This window comes from Lysinibacillus sp. GbtcB16 (genome assembly GCF_019091145.1).
Lineage (GTDB): Bacteria > Bacillota > Bacilli > Bacillales_A > Planococcaceae > Lysinibacillus > Lysinibacillus fusiformis.
Genome location: NZ_JAGXJV010000005.1, coordinates 179692 through 195948 on the forward strand (window position 1 = coordinate 179692; position 16257 = coordinate 195948).

At 36.9% G+C, this 16257-nt stretch carries 8 protein-coding genes; 5 read left to right on the top strand and 3 right to left on the bottom strand.

From position 1 onward, the window contains the following. The first annotated feature begins 43 nt into the window (after positions 1–43). Positions 44–2545 (top strand): S-layer homology domain-containing protein, encoded by a 2502-nt coding sequence (locus KVT27_RS17920; RefSeq protein WP_261613097.1) that lies wholly within the window; start codon positions 44–46, stop codon positions 2543–2545. Positions 2546–2632: 87 nt separating this feature from the next. On the opposite strand, the gene KVT27_RS17925 is transcribed toward KVT27_RS17920, so the two are convergent. After that, the gene (locus KVT27_RS17925; protein ID WP_217581709.1) at positions 2633–3886 is read right to left on the bottom strand and encodes an HlyD family secretion protein; all 1254 of its coding nucleotides are present in this window, start codon (positions 3884–3886) and stop codon (positions 2633–2635) included. Further along, on the bottom strand, positions 3886–4563 hold the full coding sequence (locus KVT27_RS17930) for a hypothetical protein (RefSeq protein ID WP_008180873.1): 678 nt from the start codon (positions 4561–4563) through the stop codon (positions 3886–3888). Before KVT27_RS17930 ends, KVT27_RS17925 begins: the two co-directional genes overlap by 1 nt. Before the next feature lie 609 nt (positions 4564–5172). Here KVT27_RS17930 and KVT27_RS17935 point away from each other — a divergent pair. The 4 genes from KVT27_RS17935 to KVT27_RS17950 all read left to right on the top strand — a co-directional run bounded on the left by KVT27_RS17935 (position 5173) and on the right by KVT27_RS17950 (position 13744). Next, a complete protein-coding gene (locus KVT27_RS17935) occupies positions 5173–9174 on the top strand; it encodes a rhoptry family protein (RefSeq protein ID WP_309140238.1) in 4002 nt (1333 codons plus the stop codon). A 213-nt stretch (positions 9175–9387) separates the two neighbouring features. Further along, a complete protein-coding gene (locus KVT27_RS17940; protein WP_217581711.1) occupies positions 9388–10455 on the top strand; it encodes a CAP and S-layer homology domain-containing protein in 1068 nt (355 codons plus the stop codon). A 221-nt stretch (positions 10456–10676) separates the two neighbouring features. Continuing rightward, complete coding sequence (locus tag KVT27_RS17945) at positions 10677–11588, top strand: C40 family peptidase (RefSeq protein ID WP_036123123.1); 912 nt, start codon at positions 10677–10679, stop codon at positions 11586–11588. A 233-nt stretch (positions 11589–11821) separates the two neighbouring features. Further along, positions 11822–13744 (top strand): N-acetylmuramoyl-L-alanine amidase, encoded by a 1923-nt coding sequence (locus KVT27_RS17950; protein ID WP_217581712.1) that lies wholly within the window; start codon positions 11822–11824, stop codon positions 13742–13744. A 126-nt stretch (positions 13745–13870) separates the two neighbouring features. Here KVT27_RS17950 and KVT27_RS17955 read toward each other — a convergent pair whose 3' ends face one another. Next, positions 13871–15850, bottom strand: coding sequence for an S-layer homology domain-containing protein (locus KVT27_RS17955; protein WP_217581713.1), 1980 nt, complete (start codon positions 15848–15850; stop codon positions 13871–13873). Between the last annotated feature and the right edge of the window lie 407 nt (positions 15851–16257).

Here is a 16257-nt window from a genome sequence, read left to right on the forward strand (position 1 = left end):
GGTCAATCGACATGACATCGTGCCATACTTTGATTAATTCGGAGTGAAGAAATTGGCAAGAAAATTAGTCTCAATTGTTGTAGTTATGTTCGTGCTTATGTTAACTGTTAGCCCCCTCAATGGGCAAGCAGCCGGTTTTGGCAATAAAGTGAGTGAAGTGAAAACAGAGATATCCCCACAAGTAAATCACTTACAGCAAACCTATACTTCAGGCTCTATCCGTCAGTTTGTAAATGTTTTAGATGTAAATTTAAATAATACATATACAAAACTAGAAATTGGGATGCCCAATCCTATTAATTCCCTAAAAACGACATCTGCTATGGCGAAGCAAAACACGTATGATGGCCATCGTGTTGTTGGAGCTGTCAATGCTTCATACTTTTTAGGAAATGGTATGCCCGCGAATTTGTTAGCGGAAAAGAATGAAATTGTCAATTATGGTATTTTGGGAGATACGTATGATAGCCCGACTCAAAAGCCAGTTGCATTTGGCTTATCTAAGTCAGGGAAAGCGATAGCAGATTATTATACAACGAATCTCTCCTTTCAAGTAAATGGAAAAACATATCCTATTGATCTCATTAATAGTGAACGAGGAACAAATAAAAACGTTTTATATACGCCAGAAAAAAAAACAACTGGTACAAATGCATGGGGGTTAGAACTAGTAGTGTCAGGTGCTAGCCAAGATACAAGTACTTTGCATTTCGGTGATCAATTCTCAGGCACAGTTTCTCATGTAACGACGTATGGTGCAGAAGGAAACTCATCTGTACCAGCGGATGGTTTTGTTATTTCAGTACAAAATAAAGAAGTAGCTGCTGAATTAAGCAATATTTCGGCAGGTACAAATATCGATGTCAGCTTATCAATTGATCAAAAATGGATGGATGCTCAATTCATTTTAGCTGCAGGACCAATGCTTGTGCGTAATGGTCAAGTTGATATTTCAATGCCAACGAATTCTGGCTTTGCTTCGACACGCAGTCCCCGTACAGCAGTAGCGATAGATGCTACAGGTACAAAGGTGTCACTTATTACAATTGATGGTCGCTTAAGTGGTCATAGTAATGGTGTTAACTTATCAGATTTAGCTTCACATTTAATTTCAATGGGGGCTACTTCGGCTATTAACTTAGATGGTGGTGGTTCTACAGCGATGGTTGCGCGCAATCCAGGAGGGTATTTCGCCAATCTTGTGAACAAACCGTCTGAGGGCAGTGAGCGTCGTGTTTCGGCCATTTTACAGGTCGTTAATACAGCACCACCAGGGAATGTAAAATCTATTACGCTAAATAGTGTTGGTCAAGTCATGAAAGGTTCATCTGTAGATATGCAGGTAGCGACTGCTTATGATCAATACTTAAATCCGATGACCATCAATCCGACAAGTATGAAATGGTCAGTTGAAGGAAATATTGGCAAGATGGATGGTGCAACCTTTACAGCTACTCAAAAGGGTGAAGGGAAAATTATTGGAGAATATGGAGGTATTCGTACGTCCATAGCTGTTTCTGTAATAGATTTAGCAGAAAAGCCTATTGTGCTAGATAGCTTTGATAATGTGTCTTCTTGGACAACAGAAGTAGCAAAGGCGAATGCTTCATTAGCAAATTCAAAAGAGTATGCGAGACAGGGAACAGCTAGCATGCAATTAAACTATGATTTTACAGTAGCGGGCACAGGAACAAAGGCTGCCTATATGGTTGCTAAAACACCTATTGCTATGTCAGGTCAGCCCAAAAATATCGGTGTTTGGGTATTTGGCGATGCAGGTAAGCATTGGCTAAGAGGCGTTGTCGTAGATGGATCAGGAACTAAGCACACGATTGATTTCACAAGTCAGGGCGGCCTAGACTGGAATGGCTGGAAATACGTAACGGCTGATATTCCAAGTAATCTAGCAACACCATTGAAATTCGAACGTTTATATGTTGCTCAACCAACAGCTTCTCTTCAAAAGAAAGGTCAGCTGTACTTCGATCAATTACAGGCTGTCTACAAAGATAATCATGAAGAATTAGTTTATACGGATGTGAACAAAGGACATTGGGCGTTCTCAGAAATCCAAAGCTTATACAATAAATCGCTAATTAAAGGTTACTCAAATGGTACTTTTAAGCCAGAAGCGTCCATTACACGTGCAGAGGCAGCTACAATCATTGCCAGAGCACTGAATCTATCAACAACGAAGGATTCTAGCTTTAAAGATGTAAGTAAAGGTCATTATGCATATAGTGCCATTGCAGCAGTCGAGCAGGCTGGCATTATTAAAGGACAAGAAGCAGGGAAGTTCAATCCAAACGGACAGCTTTCACGTGCAGAGATGGCAGCGATTTTAACAAGAGCCTACAAATTAACAGGTACAAGTAAAGTTTCCTTCACAGATGTTAAATCAACACACTGGGCATACAGCAATATCCAAGCACTTGTGGCAAATGATTTAACAGGAGGTTTCCCAGATAATACATTTAGACCAGATGCACAAATTACTCGTGCTCAATTTGCAAGCTTCTTAAATAGATGCTTATCACTAAAATAAACATGAAATACCCCCTGTTATAGCTACAAGGGGTATTTTCGTAAAAAAATCCGCCCATCTCTAGAGAGAGTGAGGCGGATTTTGCATTTAGAAAACAATGTATTTTACATATTGCTTCCAAGTTAACTCTTTAAACTGCTTCCAATGCAATTTCTCAATAGGTAAAGTACGGAAGGTGTAGGCTTCCATATTGCGCTTCACATTAGAGAGCATTGGTGTTCCTTCATCGAGATAGTCTGAGAAAATAGCTGATTGAGTCGTATTAAATTGGACATTAATATCTATCAATTGAATTTTTCCATCCTGATTAATGATATGGAGCTTTTTATTCCCTCTTTTTGTTGTCGCTAACCACGATTTATCGACTTTATAAGAATCGAACGCTTCATTGACAATAATGGAGGCTTTACCAGTTGTTGAAAACGGTACTTCCTCTATTGGCGCATCCTGTTGCAGTACTACTTCATAATTTGTTGGATGCGGAAGGTTTGTTGATTTAGCTAATTCATTTGCCCAAAATGTTTCATCATCTGTAGCAATCATTTGCTTGTCTAAAACGATACCAGATAATGCATCTTTGACATGTTTCACTTTAAAATCAACTGTTTGGCCCTCCTGTACTTTTTGCCATTCTTTTTCTGATAAATAAGCATACATGGCTTTTTCATTCGAATAGATTTCGAAGGTTAAAGCACCAGCCTCTTCTTTCACTGCTGACACTACACCATCTATAGGACTGACAATGCCTTGACGAGACTCTATTTGTGTAATTTGCGCTTCAATGAGTGCAATTTGACGATTTGTTTCAGCAATATGTCGATTTAACAGGGCAACTGCTGTCGATAGCGAATTTTGTTGAGCAAGCTCTAATTTCAATGTAACAGATAATCTATCATTGATTTGATCGGTATTAATAGAGCTTTTTGGATTCGAATCGTCGTATTCGTCTTCAATTTGATCAAGTGCATTTTGTAAATCATTTAATTCTGTTTCATAGGCAGTGCGTTCCGATTCAAGCTTTGTAAGCTCCTCGTCTACTTCATCTGTTTTAAAGGTAGCGAGTAAATCATTCATCATCACTTCCTGGCCACGTTTTACATTGACAGCGGATAACTTTGTTGCATCAGCTGTAATGGTATATGTCTCGGCGGGTGCCACAATGGTTTCCTTATTGACACGCTCCGTATTCGTACCGATATAAGCTTTCTGAAATTCGTCAATAAAGTAGGATCGTGTCACGGTGCTATCTTCTTTGAAAACAAAATAAGCATTTATACCGATTATGAGCATCGCCACCACAATACCTATACTTGTCCATGGTCTTGCCTTGATAAATGCCATTATCCTAACCCCCTAGCAATCCATTCTTTAATGGGTAGCACACTAATCATGCCCACAAATAAAGCCATAAATAGCTGTAAGCCAATCAATTTGACTACTAACATTTTTCTACTAGCTTCTTCCTCCCATTTCGACAGGAATAGATACTGCACAATAATGATTAAAACGGTCGTTACCGTCAATTGATTGATTGTAAATAACACGAAGTCAGTTTTAATGACCTGTAAGGCAGCAGGAGCCAAAGAAAAGAATGAAAACATCGTTGTATAGCCCACTCCATAAAAAACAGCAAAGAGAATTGCTTTTTCAATGAGCAGAAAGGCAACAACGTAAAGCTGGACTTTTTTTATCCAAGTATAAGGAATGTCCGTTAATAGATGTAATAGATAGGTAACACCGTAATAATGGAAGCAAAAATAAATGATCGCCCATAAAATGGCACCGAGCATGGAAAGTACGCGTGCCACATAGTATTCATTTTGTAAATCCATTGCAAATAAGGACGTTAAATTTTCTGTCCCCATTCCCCAATATTCGCGAGTAGCAAACAATAGGATGAAAAGGATGAACACCGTTAATGCACGTTTTTTATATCCGATGATCTCACCTTTTTCTACGATGTTTGTAAAGTAGGTAGGGTTTTTTAAGCTATGCCAAAACTTATAATGGTAAAACATAAACAGCGTCCTTTCTTCCAAAATAGGATATCAAAGATGTAGTATACACCTTGTAAAGACATTATGACATATGAAAATAGCTGTTTTTTTCCAATAATTTCGTTGGAAAAACGTATTTCGTCATTACATGTCGATGGATGAAAAACATCCTAATATCAATTACACCTCGGCGGATGTGTGTCACATTTTTTTACATTTACTCGAAAGCTCATTTTCAAAAATCTGTAGTATCTGCCAGAGGACTTCTTATGATTCCATAGGCGTTGGAAATCCGAAGAATCAAGATAAATCTATTGTATAGTATAATTGAAATAACTTCCTGTTTTTCTAGCTAGTAATTTTGAAAAACTACTTTTGACGCCCATTATTTTGTAAATATAATAGAATGGCTTGAAAACGTGTAATTTACACCGATACTAAAGTAATGATTAATTATTTACGTCTCTGCGTATATATGTCCAGATTTTTTCGATTTTGCTCGAAATAAATCTCAATGATCTTCGGATGCTTTATCTTGATTACGCACTCTCTTAAAAAGAGGTATCCTATGCCATTTCAGGATAAATGAAAATGAACATATTCATTTTCTTATACATAAAAAATGAAAGGGTGATTCGATTGAATCGAAAATTGACAGCAGGTGTTATAACAAGTCTTTTATTAGCACCTACAGCTATAGCAAATGCACAGGAAAATGATGCACAATCTCGTGTCACAGCACAAACGGAGCAAGTTTCCTATGTCAACGCTGTGGCAGCTGCAACGACAAAGGAACAGCTCATTGCCCAATTCGGTAAATTATCGGAGAATTCGACTGCTAATGATATGGTGATAGCAGATGGTGATATTAAAGTTGTACAAAATTCGAATGATCTTGGATTTGACAACAATGAAAAGGCACTGATTCAAGCAAAGTACGACTATGTAGTGGAACAACGTCGCCTATTAAATGAACTACAAGCAATTTGGAAGAAAATTAGTGCAATCTCTAATACTAGTAAGACATTTATAGACGATGTAAATGCTGTAGAAACAGAATATGAAAGTTTTTTAGGTAATGAAACGACAGACAAATCATATTTATTCGTACAAAAGCAATTTGAGAAAGCGGTCGATGCAGCGTTTGCCAATAGTGCTAGCAGCATTACTAATACCGTTCGAGGAACAGTCTTACAATATGGCTATAAAGAAGCTGATCGCAATAACTATTTTAAAGGCAAAGGAGTAGATATTGCGAAACTTGGAAAATTAGTTGATGATGCAGCAGCAGTCAAAACTACTGCAACAGAGCTTGACGCTTTAGTGGATGTATTAAAGCAAAGCCCAACGGATTATCCAGCTATTTCTTCAGCATTAGATAAAGTTACAGCAGCTTATAACCTACTAACGGCAGATCAAAAGAAAGTGGCTGAGGCCTATAATCCAACCAATGATACAGTAACACCTTTTAAAAAATATAAGGATGCTTTAACGGGTCTGTCAGCCATAGATAAAGTTTCACTAAGTATTACTCAATTAATAGCTAAAAAACCAGCAGACTTTACGTCAGCAACAAGCTTTATTAGTGCTGTAACGGCTATTGAAAAATCCTACAACGCTTTAGATGAAGCTTCACAAAAGTTAGTGGCAAACTATTCTACATTTGAACAATATAAAAAGGCTGCTGATATTTCCAAGCAAATTTCAGCACTGCGTGTATCCAATGAGGCGGCATATCGTACAGAAGTAAACTCCATTAAAGGGATGTATGATTCATTAACAATTGATAAAGAACTTGTAAAAAATACAACGGATCTAAATGTAGCAGTAGCAAATATTGCTTCTGCTGAAAAAATCGAAGGACTTATTTTGGCAATTGCAAGTGCCTCAAATAAAGTGGAGGCTATCAAAGCTGCTCGTACTGCCTATGATGTGCCACCAGCAACAACTGGCACTACTATTAACGCGGCAAATGTCAAAAAAATTGTCAATAATCTTGCTGAGCTAACAAAGTGGGAGAAGGTTTACAATGCATCTTTAAATGTGGACAAATTAATTGACGGTATTGATCCTAAAGCGTCTACATTTGAGAGCAAAACATTTGCTGCTCAGTCGGCCTTTGACAAATTGGCTATGGAAGAAAAGGAATTTGTGCAAAATAAAGATCGCTTAAATCTTTTATACCAATATGCGACTTTATCGAAACAAGTCAATGCCCTTAAACCGACAATGCCAGATTACAAGACCCAAATTACGGAACTGCAATCAAAGGTGACGGCGTTAAATGCTGGGAATGGTAATGACGCGGCTCCATTGGCTGAAATGAAAAGTAAACTTGAAGAGAAATTATCCAATCTTTTAAATGAAGATTTAGTAATAGCGGGTGTGATTCAGCAAATATCAAAGCTAAGTCAATCAAATGATATAATCACGGAGATTTTAGCTGCTCGAGCTGCCTATGATAGCCTCCCATCTTCGGCAAAAAGCCGTGTAACGAATATTAAAGTTTTAACTGATTTAGAGAAATCATATAAAACGGTTGTGAATGTTATTTCACAATTTGAAAAGCTTGATCCATCCTCTAAGAGCTATATTTCAAAAGCCAAATCAGCTTATACAGCCTACGCTAAGCTAGATGATAAAAATAAAACCTATGTCAAAAATTATAAGAATTTAAAAGAGGTTGTACCTGTAATAGACGTAATTGTGAAAATTAATGCATTAAATCCTTCTAGAAAAACGTATAAGGATGATGTGAAAGCAGCAACAGATGCATACACAGCATTAACAGATCAAGCCCAGGTTATTAATTATCCTGATCTTATAAAAGCACAAGCCTATATCGATATGGCAAAGGCATTCGATGAACGTGTTCTTGCATTAGCGAATGAGAATCCGGACACATTTGTCCAAAAGGTAGCCGAGCTAACTACTGCCTATAAAGCATTAGATAAAAATGCGCAGAAGCTTGTGGAGCAGGCAAAAACTTTAAGTAATTATGAAAAGAGCAATAAAGCCGTTATCAAGGTTATTCAACTGATCAATGCATTGGACCCAACGAGTAAGGATTATACAAAAAAGGTACTTGCCGCACGGAAGGCTTATAATGCCCTTGATGAAGTTTCAAAAAAACATGTGACGAACTATACGAATCTTACAGCTGTCGAGGATGTGGCTTCATTAATTGGCCTGATTGCTTCGTTAAAGCCAACAAGTAAAACATTCTACCAAGATATGAAAACGGCACGTGAGCTTTACGATGCATTATCTGAGGAGAAGAAGCAAGCCATTATCAACTATGATGCACTGGTAGCAGCTGAAAATGAACAGGGGTTAGCTGAGGGCGTAATTGAGCTAATCAAATTAACAGAAGTGCAGGATGCAGACTATTTAACAAAGCTAATGAATGCACGTGTAGCCTATGATAAGCTGTCATCGAACCAAAAGAAACTAGTGACGAATATTAAAGATTTAACAACGCGTGAAAAAGAGGTTAAGCCTATTTTAAGCGTGATGGTACAAATTAATGAACTAGATCCAGAATCGAAAAGCTTTGTTAGTAACGTTAACTCTGTCCGTAAAGCATATGACAAACTATCGAAAGATCAAAAGAAATACATCAACAATATTGATGTACTCTTAAAATATGAGCCTGTATCCAATGTAGTGGAATTGATTAGTAAACTAAAATCTTCAAGCAATACATTCCTTCAAGATACAGCAAGAGCTCGTTCGCTTTATGATGCATTACCTACCGATTTGCAGCAATATGTAACAAACTACTATTTATTGCAGGCTGCTGAGTCAAGTATTCTAGGGGCTGGCAATGTAATGCAAATGATTGATGCTTTACCATCTGTTGATCCGAAGCAGTATGTAAAACGTATTCAAGAAATTCGTGCTGCTTATAATGCTTTACCAAAGGATCAGCAACGAGCTGTGGAAAACTACAGAGTATTACAAGACCAAGAAAAGCTGATTAAGCCCGTTATAAGTATTGTGGAGGATATTGATCGTCTTTTAACGGCTAAGGATATGAATAGTCAATATCAAAAGATTTTAAAAGCTTACGACAAGCTAAATGCTGACCAAAGACGCTATGTGTATAACGACCAATTGTTACTATCCTTAGACAGCGTGATCAAGGTCTATAATAACATTGCAAAATTAAATCCTAAGGATAAATTCTACTTTGGTATGGTTGAAGCCGTACGTAAAGAATACGATAGTTTGAATACGACAGATAAACAGCGTATCTCCAATTATTCAATTCTATTAGAGGCGGAGAAAAGTATGGCCGACGTCAAGAAGGTCGTTGAAATGATTGCAGGCCTTTCTCCGAGCTCACCAACGTATATAGAGGATGTGGCTAATGCCGTAGCTGCTTATCAGGCATTGGATTCTAAAGTACGGGGGCAAGTCATCAATGAAGACTTACTCAAACAGGCTGAAAAAGATGTGGCTGCCGTTCTCAAGGTCGTTCAAGCGATTGGCAATATCGATCCAGATAGCTCATCATTCGAGAAAAAAGTATTAGCAGCTCAAAAAGACTACAGCTCATTGTCGATAGAGCAACAGGGACTAGTGTATAACTATCGTATTTTAGAAGAATATCTTAAAATGATTCAATAGTATGAGAAAAAAGGAGTTTTCCCAACGAATATTAAGGGAAAACTCCTTTTATAATGATAAATAATGAAACAATTTATTATTTTCCAAAAAAAGTGAAACTATCTTATTCGAATTTCGTATCATATAGTATGTATGGTGAATTTTCGTTTCTCCACTTCAGTGATGAAAAAGCGCCGTTTGCTACATATTTGACATATTGAGGAGGTAGCCCTGTTGAAAAAAATTCTGAGTATCATCGTCCTTTCAATAGCTGCAACCGTAGGAAGTTTAACAAATTTAAGTCAGGTAGAAGCGGCATCTGCCAAAGTTGTGGATGTTTCGAATTCATATTGGGCAAACGCTTCGATACAACATATGCTAACAAAACAATATATGACTACATATAGCGATAACAAATTTAAACCGGAGCAGGCAATTACAAGGGCAGAGGCTGCTGCTGCCATTGCTCGATCTATTCAGAACAATGTAGACATAGCAAATACGACAAAATTTAAGGATGTCCCTGCTAGTCATCCCTATTACAAAGAGATTTGTCAGCTTGTTAAACTGGGGGTTATCCAAAAAGGGGAAGCCTTTCATCCTGAGGAGCCTTTAAAGCGAATGCAGGTGGCAAAAATGCTAGCATTAGCGTATCAATTTAAGGTTGATAACAAAAATAATACCCAATTCGCAGATATTCCTCAGACGCATTGGGCACATAATTATATTGAATCACTTGCTGATATCGGCATTATCAGTGGGGTAGACGCTAAACACTTTGCACCTGATCAGTTAGTGACACGCGCCCAATTTGCTGTGTTCGTTGAACGAAGTATTTATTTTCAGCAAAAAATAAACAAATTAGAAGTGGCTTATGATTATTTGGCAAAAGATTATATTCCAACAGTCAACCTTTCTACCGAATGGTCGAAAAAGGTTATTCAGTTAATTAATGTTGAAAGACAAAAGAAAAAGCTAGAACCTGTTGTGTATGATCCAAAATTGACACAAATCGCAATCATTAAAGCGCAGGATATGGTGAACCGCCATTATTTTGAACACGTTTCGCCGTTTTATGGTGCCCCATGGGATTTAGCGACTTTATTTGATTATGATTATACAAGCTTTGGAGAAAATATCGCCAGAAATATTCAAACGCCCGAGATTGCTGTAAAGGCTTGGATGGCTTCACCTAGTCATCGCGATAACATTTTGAAAGAACATTATACGAATACAGGTGTTGCAATAGCGCAGGATAGCAAAGAAAATTACTATTGGGTTCAAATGTTTTCTAGTCAATAAGTTGTTGTGTAACAAAGGTGCTCTAATATTACAGTAATGTTACGAAAGCTTCGAAAAATGATAAAAAAATCCCTCTTTTAACGCTGGAAATACCACCAAACGTTGGTATTACAGCGTTTTTTTGCTGTCTAAAACCGTTACACAAATGAAAAATAACAAGAGCTTCTTTTATGATAGTCTATTTATAGGCAAAAAAGTTTTGAGAGGGGTATAACAAAAGTATGAATAAGAAATGGTTATTACCGATTTTTGCATCTTTCATGTTATTTTCAACAACTCATATAAATACTGCTGAAGCAGCGACAAAAGATGATGTCACTGACACAGCTTCTAAATATTTAGGTATTCCATATAAATACGGTGGTACAACAACAAGTGGTTTTGATTGCTCTGGATTCACTTCTAAAGTATTTTCAGACTTAGGCATTCAATTAAATCGTACATCAGGCTCTCAATACCAACAAGGTAATGCAGTAGCAAAGAGTGATTTACAAGTTGGCGATTTAGTATTTTTCAATACAAGTGGTAGTGGCATTTCACATGTGGGTATATACATAGGTAATGGTAATATGATCCACTCTCAAACAGGTCAAGGCGTTAGCTACTCAAGTGTTAATGATCCATATTATTGGGCTTCTCGTTATGTAGGGGCTAAACGTGTGGCAACATTTGATTCGCAACAACAAGCTGAAGTAAAAAAAGCTGCAATTGACTTTTCAGTATATGCTTCTCGTGCAGAGGTTGCTGTACAAATTGCAAAAGCTTTAAACTTAGATACTTCTAATACAACTACTAATTTCGTAGATGTGAAACCAACAAACGCAAATGCAGGTGCTATTGCCGCTGTTGAAAAATTGGGGATCTTTGAAGGCGATGCGAACGGTAAGTTCAACCCGTCGTCACCAATTACACGTGCACAAATCGCTAAAGTCTTAGTACTAGCTTTCGGTCTTGAAAACCAAGGAGAAACAGTAGCATTCAATGATGTTCCTCAAAATAACTGGGCTAGTGATTATGTTTCTATCCTTGCTTCTAATGGTGTTACAAATGGCGATGGAGATGGAAGTTTTGGCACTGATGAATTATTAAAAATCAAACAACTTAAAGTTTTCATTGAAAGAATTCAACAATAAATTTCTTGAATTTTACATGTTAATTTTGTCATAGATTGCAAGAATTGATCTTTTGAATAGCGTATAATGGAAGAAGGGTTTGCAATTGCAGACTCTTCTATTTTTATGATAACTACTTAGGAGAGGAAGTGATATGGAAAATATAATTTAACAGTTCTATTGTATGATGCATTATTTAGCTAATTTTGTTAAAATGGACACGTTAAGAGAACAAGAAGGGAGGAAATAAGACATTGAACATCAAAAAAATTAGTCTTATCTTGTGCGTCTTATTCATTTCGGCTTCTATGTTTACGATACATAGTGCAAGTGTCAGTGCAGCTACCAACTCAAATATTACATTTGAAGATGTCACTAAAAATCACCCAGCCTATGAAGAAATTAATTATTTAGTAAGTTTGGGTGTTATCCAAGGCTATTTTGTGAATGGTAAAAGAGTTTTTGGCCCAAATAACAATGTAACGAGAGGACAAGCAGCCAAAATGGTTGTCGTTGCCTCCGGAAACAAACCATTAGTCGTAAATAAATCTAGCTTTTCAGATGTTACAGTAGGCACTGAAATGTCAGGTTATATAGAACGTGCTGTACAATTAGGTTTCTTTGACAAAAATATAAAAGGTGAATTCCTACCAAACAAAGCTCTATCTCGTGGAGAAATGAGTTATGTCTTAACAAAGGCATTTAATTTAGATACAAGTGAGTATGAGGGTATCGATGCACCATTTACAGATGTAGGGATCACACATGAATATGTGAAGTACATCAATACAATCTATTATAATGGTATTACTAACGGAACAGGTAAAACGTATTTACCTAACAGCACGGTGACACGTTCACAATTCTCATTATTTGTGGCACGTGCAAAAAGTGAGAAATATCGTTTAGAATTGCCTGTAAAAGGTGTAACTGTGCCTGATACATCTCAGGTTATTGGCTTAGTAAAAGTTACGACAGATGGTCTAAATATTCGTAAATCAACGGATAGCACTTCAACTACGAACATTGTAGGTAAAGTTAATACAGGCGGTAAATTATCAGTATATGCAGTTGAAGGTAATTGGTTAAAAGTATCTTATAAAGGTGCTTATGCTTATATTTTTAAACAATATGCTGAATTTTTAGATGCAGATGGCAATGCGTTAGGCGCAGTCGAAAAAGAAGTAACGACAAAAAATGCGGTTAACTTATATGTGAAGCCAACTTCTTCTGCAAAAGTAATTTCTACGATTAAAGCAAATGTTAAATTACCAGTTTATAAAACAGTAGGCGGCTATTATTTAACACAAGTGAATGGTTTACCAGGTTATGTGGTAGCCAATAGTACAACGGATACGGTTGAAGAAGAGAAGCCTAATCCTAATCCAGATCCAGGAACACCTCCTGTTACTTCAGGAGATGTACTAGGAAGAGTAACGGTTGCTAACTTAAATGTGCGCAGTCAAAGTAATTCAACGTCAGCAGTACTTTTCAAGCTGAATAAAGGAGAGTATGTCCAAGTTAATAGCATCAGCGGTTACTGGGCGGAAATCACTTACAATGGACAAACAGGTTTTGTTCATAAATCTTATTTAAAACTATTAAATCAGTCAGCTAAACCTTTACAAAATCGCGTTATCATCCTTGACCCTGGTCACGGTGGTAAAGATCCAGGGACAGTAAAAGGTTCTGTTTCTGAAAAGAGCATTACATTAAAGGTCAGCACGCAAGTAAAGCAATTACTAGAGAATGCTGGTGCCAAAGTGTATATGACACGTACTGGTGATACGTACCCATCATTACAAGATCGAGTAGATTTCACACAAGCAAACTACGGTGAGATTTTTGTTAGTGTCCATGTCAATTCTGCTGCCAATTCGTCAGCACAAGGTACTGAAACATATTATGCTATATCTACAGGAGATATGTATCAGGAAGACATAGATTTAGCCACATTTGTAAATAACCAAATTGTTAACAATTTAAATATGAAAAATCGTGGTGTTAAACAAGAACAATACTACGTAATTCGCAATATGGTCATTCCATCTATTCTAGTGGAGCTTGGTTTCTTAACAAATACTGAGGATCACAATAAAATGACAAATGATCAATACGTGAATCTATTTGCAGAATCTATTTATAATGGTATTTTGCAATACTATAAAAAACAATAAAAGTGGAAGAGACGATGCCAAAGTATTACTAGCTTTGGGGTCGTTTTTTCTCTTTACTTATAAATACCCAGATTCCGAAAAAACAAACAAGGCTACCTCCATTACTAGAGAGGTAGCCTTTTAGTTTTACTTGACAGTAGGGATGAATTTAATATAATCCTTACTAATATAAGCAGGTTCTGAGTGAGATCTATCTGAAATCACTTGATACCAACCATTAGCACCTGTATCTGTGACGATAACAGGCATATTACTTTTATTAAAGGTGAATAGTGGACTTTGTTGTGTGGATGCATCAGCACGAACATTTAGACCAGCTGTTGTTGTTAGTGCAATTTTATACGGGTTACTAGCATCTTTATAGCCTAATGCTTTTTCGGCACGATAGTAGTGTCCAGCAATTTTGGCACCCCAGAAAGGGTCAGAGGCGTATTTTACGTTAAATCCAATTGCTTTAGAGCCAACGACTGAACCATTTGTATACCGTCCTCCAGGCGTAATGTAATTAGGCTGTAAGAACTTTTCAACAAGCTCATTAATGTTTGCGCCAACACTATCAAATTTTTTGTTTAATGGATTTGTATCATATACATATAAACCAAATAGGTTATTCAGATTTTGAGCATGATCACTCATCCCGTAGGCACTCTCATGCTGTGCAAGTGCTAAAATCAGCATGGCGTTAATATGGGCATTTGCTTCGACATCTTTTAACACGGTACCTAAGCCAATGAGTTTACTTTTTGTCGTAGCGTCTTTGTAAATAGAAGCACCTGAGCTCTCCACTTCAGCTAGTTTTTGCATAATATATTGATCAATTTCTTCAGCTGTATATTGTGTCGTAGCACGAGCAGGTAAGAATTGATAGTAATTATAACCTTCTCCCTTTGAAGAGCCGTTACCATTCGTAAAAGTAATACCATCCCAGCTAAAGTATTTCTCACCTTGCTTCATAAAGCTAGGAGCCTTGCCGTAGACGTAACTAGATGAGTACTTATTGGCTTTATAATCATATAAGGTATGTTTAATTTCACCATTTTCATTTGTATAATAAGCGCGTCCCTTTACTAAAGCAGAAGGGATTAAGGTAACGTCTGCTTGTTTTAAAGAACCAACTTGTCCAGCTAAGCGTACCCTTACTTGAGTGGCATCACTACCGAGATACTCCATTTCTGTATTAGCAGCAACGGCAATTTGATCCTTTATCGTTTCGGAATTTAACGCGACATAATTATTTGTGACAATAATACCGGAAGACATTTTTATAATCTTATTATTTTGAGTAACCACTAAAGAACTGTTTGTCATCGCTTTTTCAGCAGCTTCAAAACTAGCATAAGATTGCTTGTCTACAAGATTACCATTTGAGATTTCTTTAACAATAAATGCATTGGCATTATTATTATTACCTGAATTATTGTCGTTATCTGAGTTCCCATTATTATTGGAATTACCATTATTACCGTTGTTGTTATCAGTATTCCCATTATTATTTTCAACAGTGTCAGCAAGGAGAATTAAGCGAAATATAAATGTTGATGCTTCAGCAATTGTGGCATTGTCCCTAGGTAAAAACATGCCGTTAGAGCTTCCTTTAATAAGCCCTAATTGAGCACCTATGGCAATGTCCTGACGGAAATCTTTGAAAATGGTAGCATTATCTGTGAATGTAATAGAGGAAGTACCTTTTGGAATTTTTAAATAATCAACCGCTCTAATTAACATAACGGCCATGTGCTCTCTTGAAATACGTGCATCTGGCTTAAATGTGCCATCTGTGTAGCCGGTAATTATGCCAGCAGTAGCGGCAAGCTTGATTTCATTGGCAAATAAATATGTGTCAGAGACATCTGTAAACGTACTATTATCCTTTGTCTCTAAGTTTAAAGCCTTTGCTATGTATGTGGCGAATTCACCGCGTGTAACAGTATCATTCGGACGATAGCTGCCAGTAGCATCTTTCAGCAAGGCTCCTTTGGAAATCAAATAACGCATACCACTTTCATGCATATGTCCTGATAGCTCATCAGCATAGGCCTTTTGGGGTTGCGAAATGATTACGCTAACAAGCATCATGAGTAACATAAAAATTGATAGTTTTTTCATAGTTTTACCCTCCTAAACTGATATCATTTTAACAAAGTTACACAATCAAGTTAAGGGTCAAATGTTAGAAATACCATAAAATATACCAGAGTATTATAGGAGAAAAGTATCCTTTTGGCTCATGTAGAGAAAGTAAAAGGGGAATCTATGAGGGAAGTGAATCAATATTCACATGAGTTTCTTCTATTATATAGACGTTTGAGATAAACGATAAAAAAATGCCGTACATAAGAAACTATGTACGGCATTTATGATGGGAAATATTATAGCATTTCTGAAGTTGTTTTTGCTTGCATGTGAAGTTGTAGGTAGTCTGGGCCACCAGCTTTTGAGTCTGTACCTGACATGTTGAAACCACCGAATGGTTGGTAGCCAACAATCGCCCCTGTACAGCCACGGTTGAAGTA

Bases quoted from the DNA above. Each gene is read 5' to 3' on its own strand.
- KVT27_RS17925 (WP_217581709.1), bottom strand. From the start codon at position 3,886: ATGGCATTTATCAAGGCAAGACCATGGACAAGTATAGGTATTGTGGTG.
- KVT27_RS17930 (WP_008180873.1), bottom strand. From the start codon at position 4,563: ATGTTTTACCATTATAAGTTTTGGCATAGCTTAAAAAACCCTACCTAC.
- KVT27_RS17945 (WP_036123123.1), top strand. From the start codon at position 10,677: ATGAATAAGAAATGGTTATTACCGATTTTTGCATCTTTCATGTTATTT.
- KVT27_RS17955 (WP_217581713.1), bottom strand. From the start codon at position 15,850: ATGAAAAAACTATCAATTTTTATGTTACTCATGATGCTTGTTAGCGTA.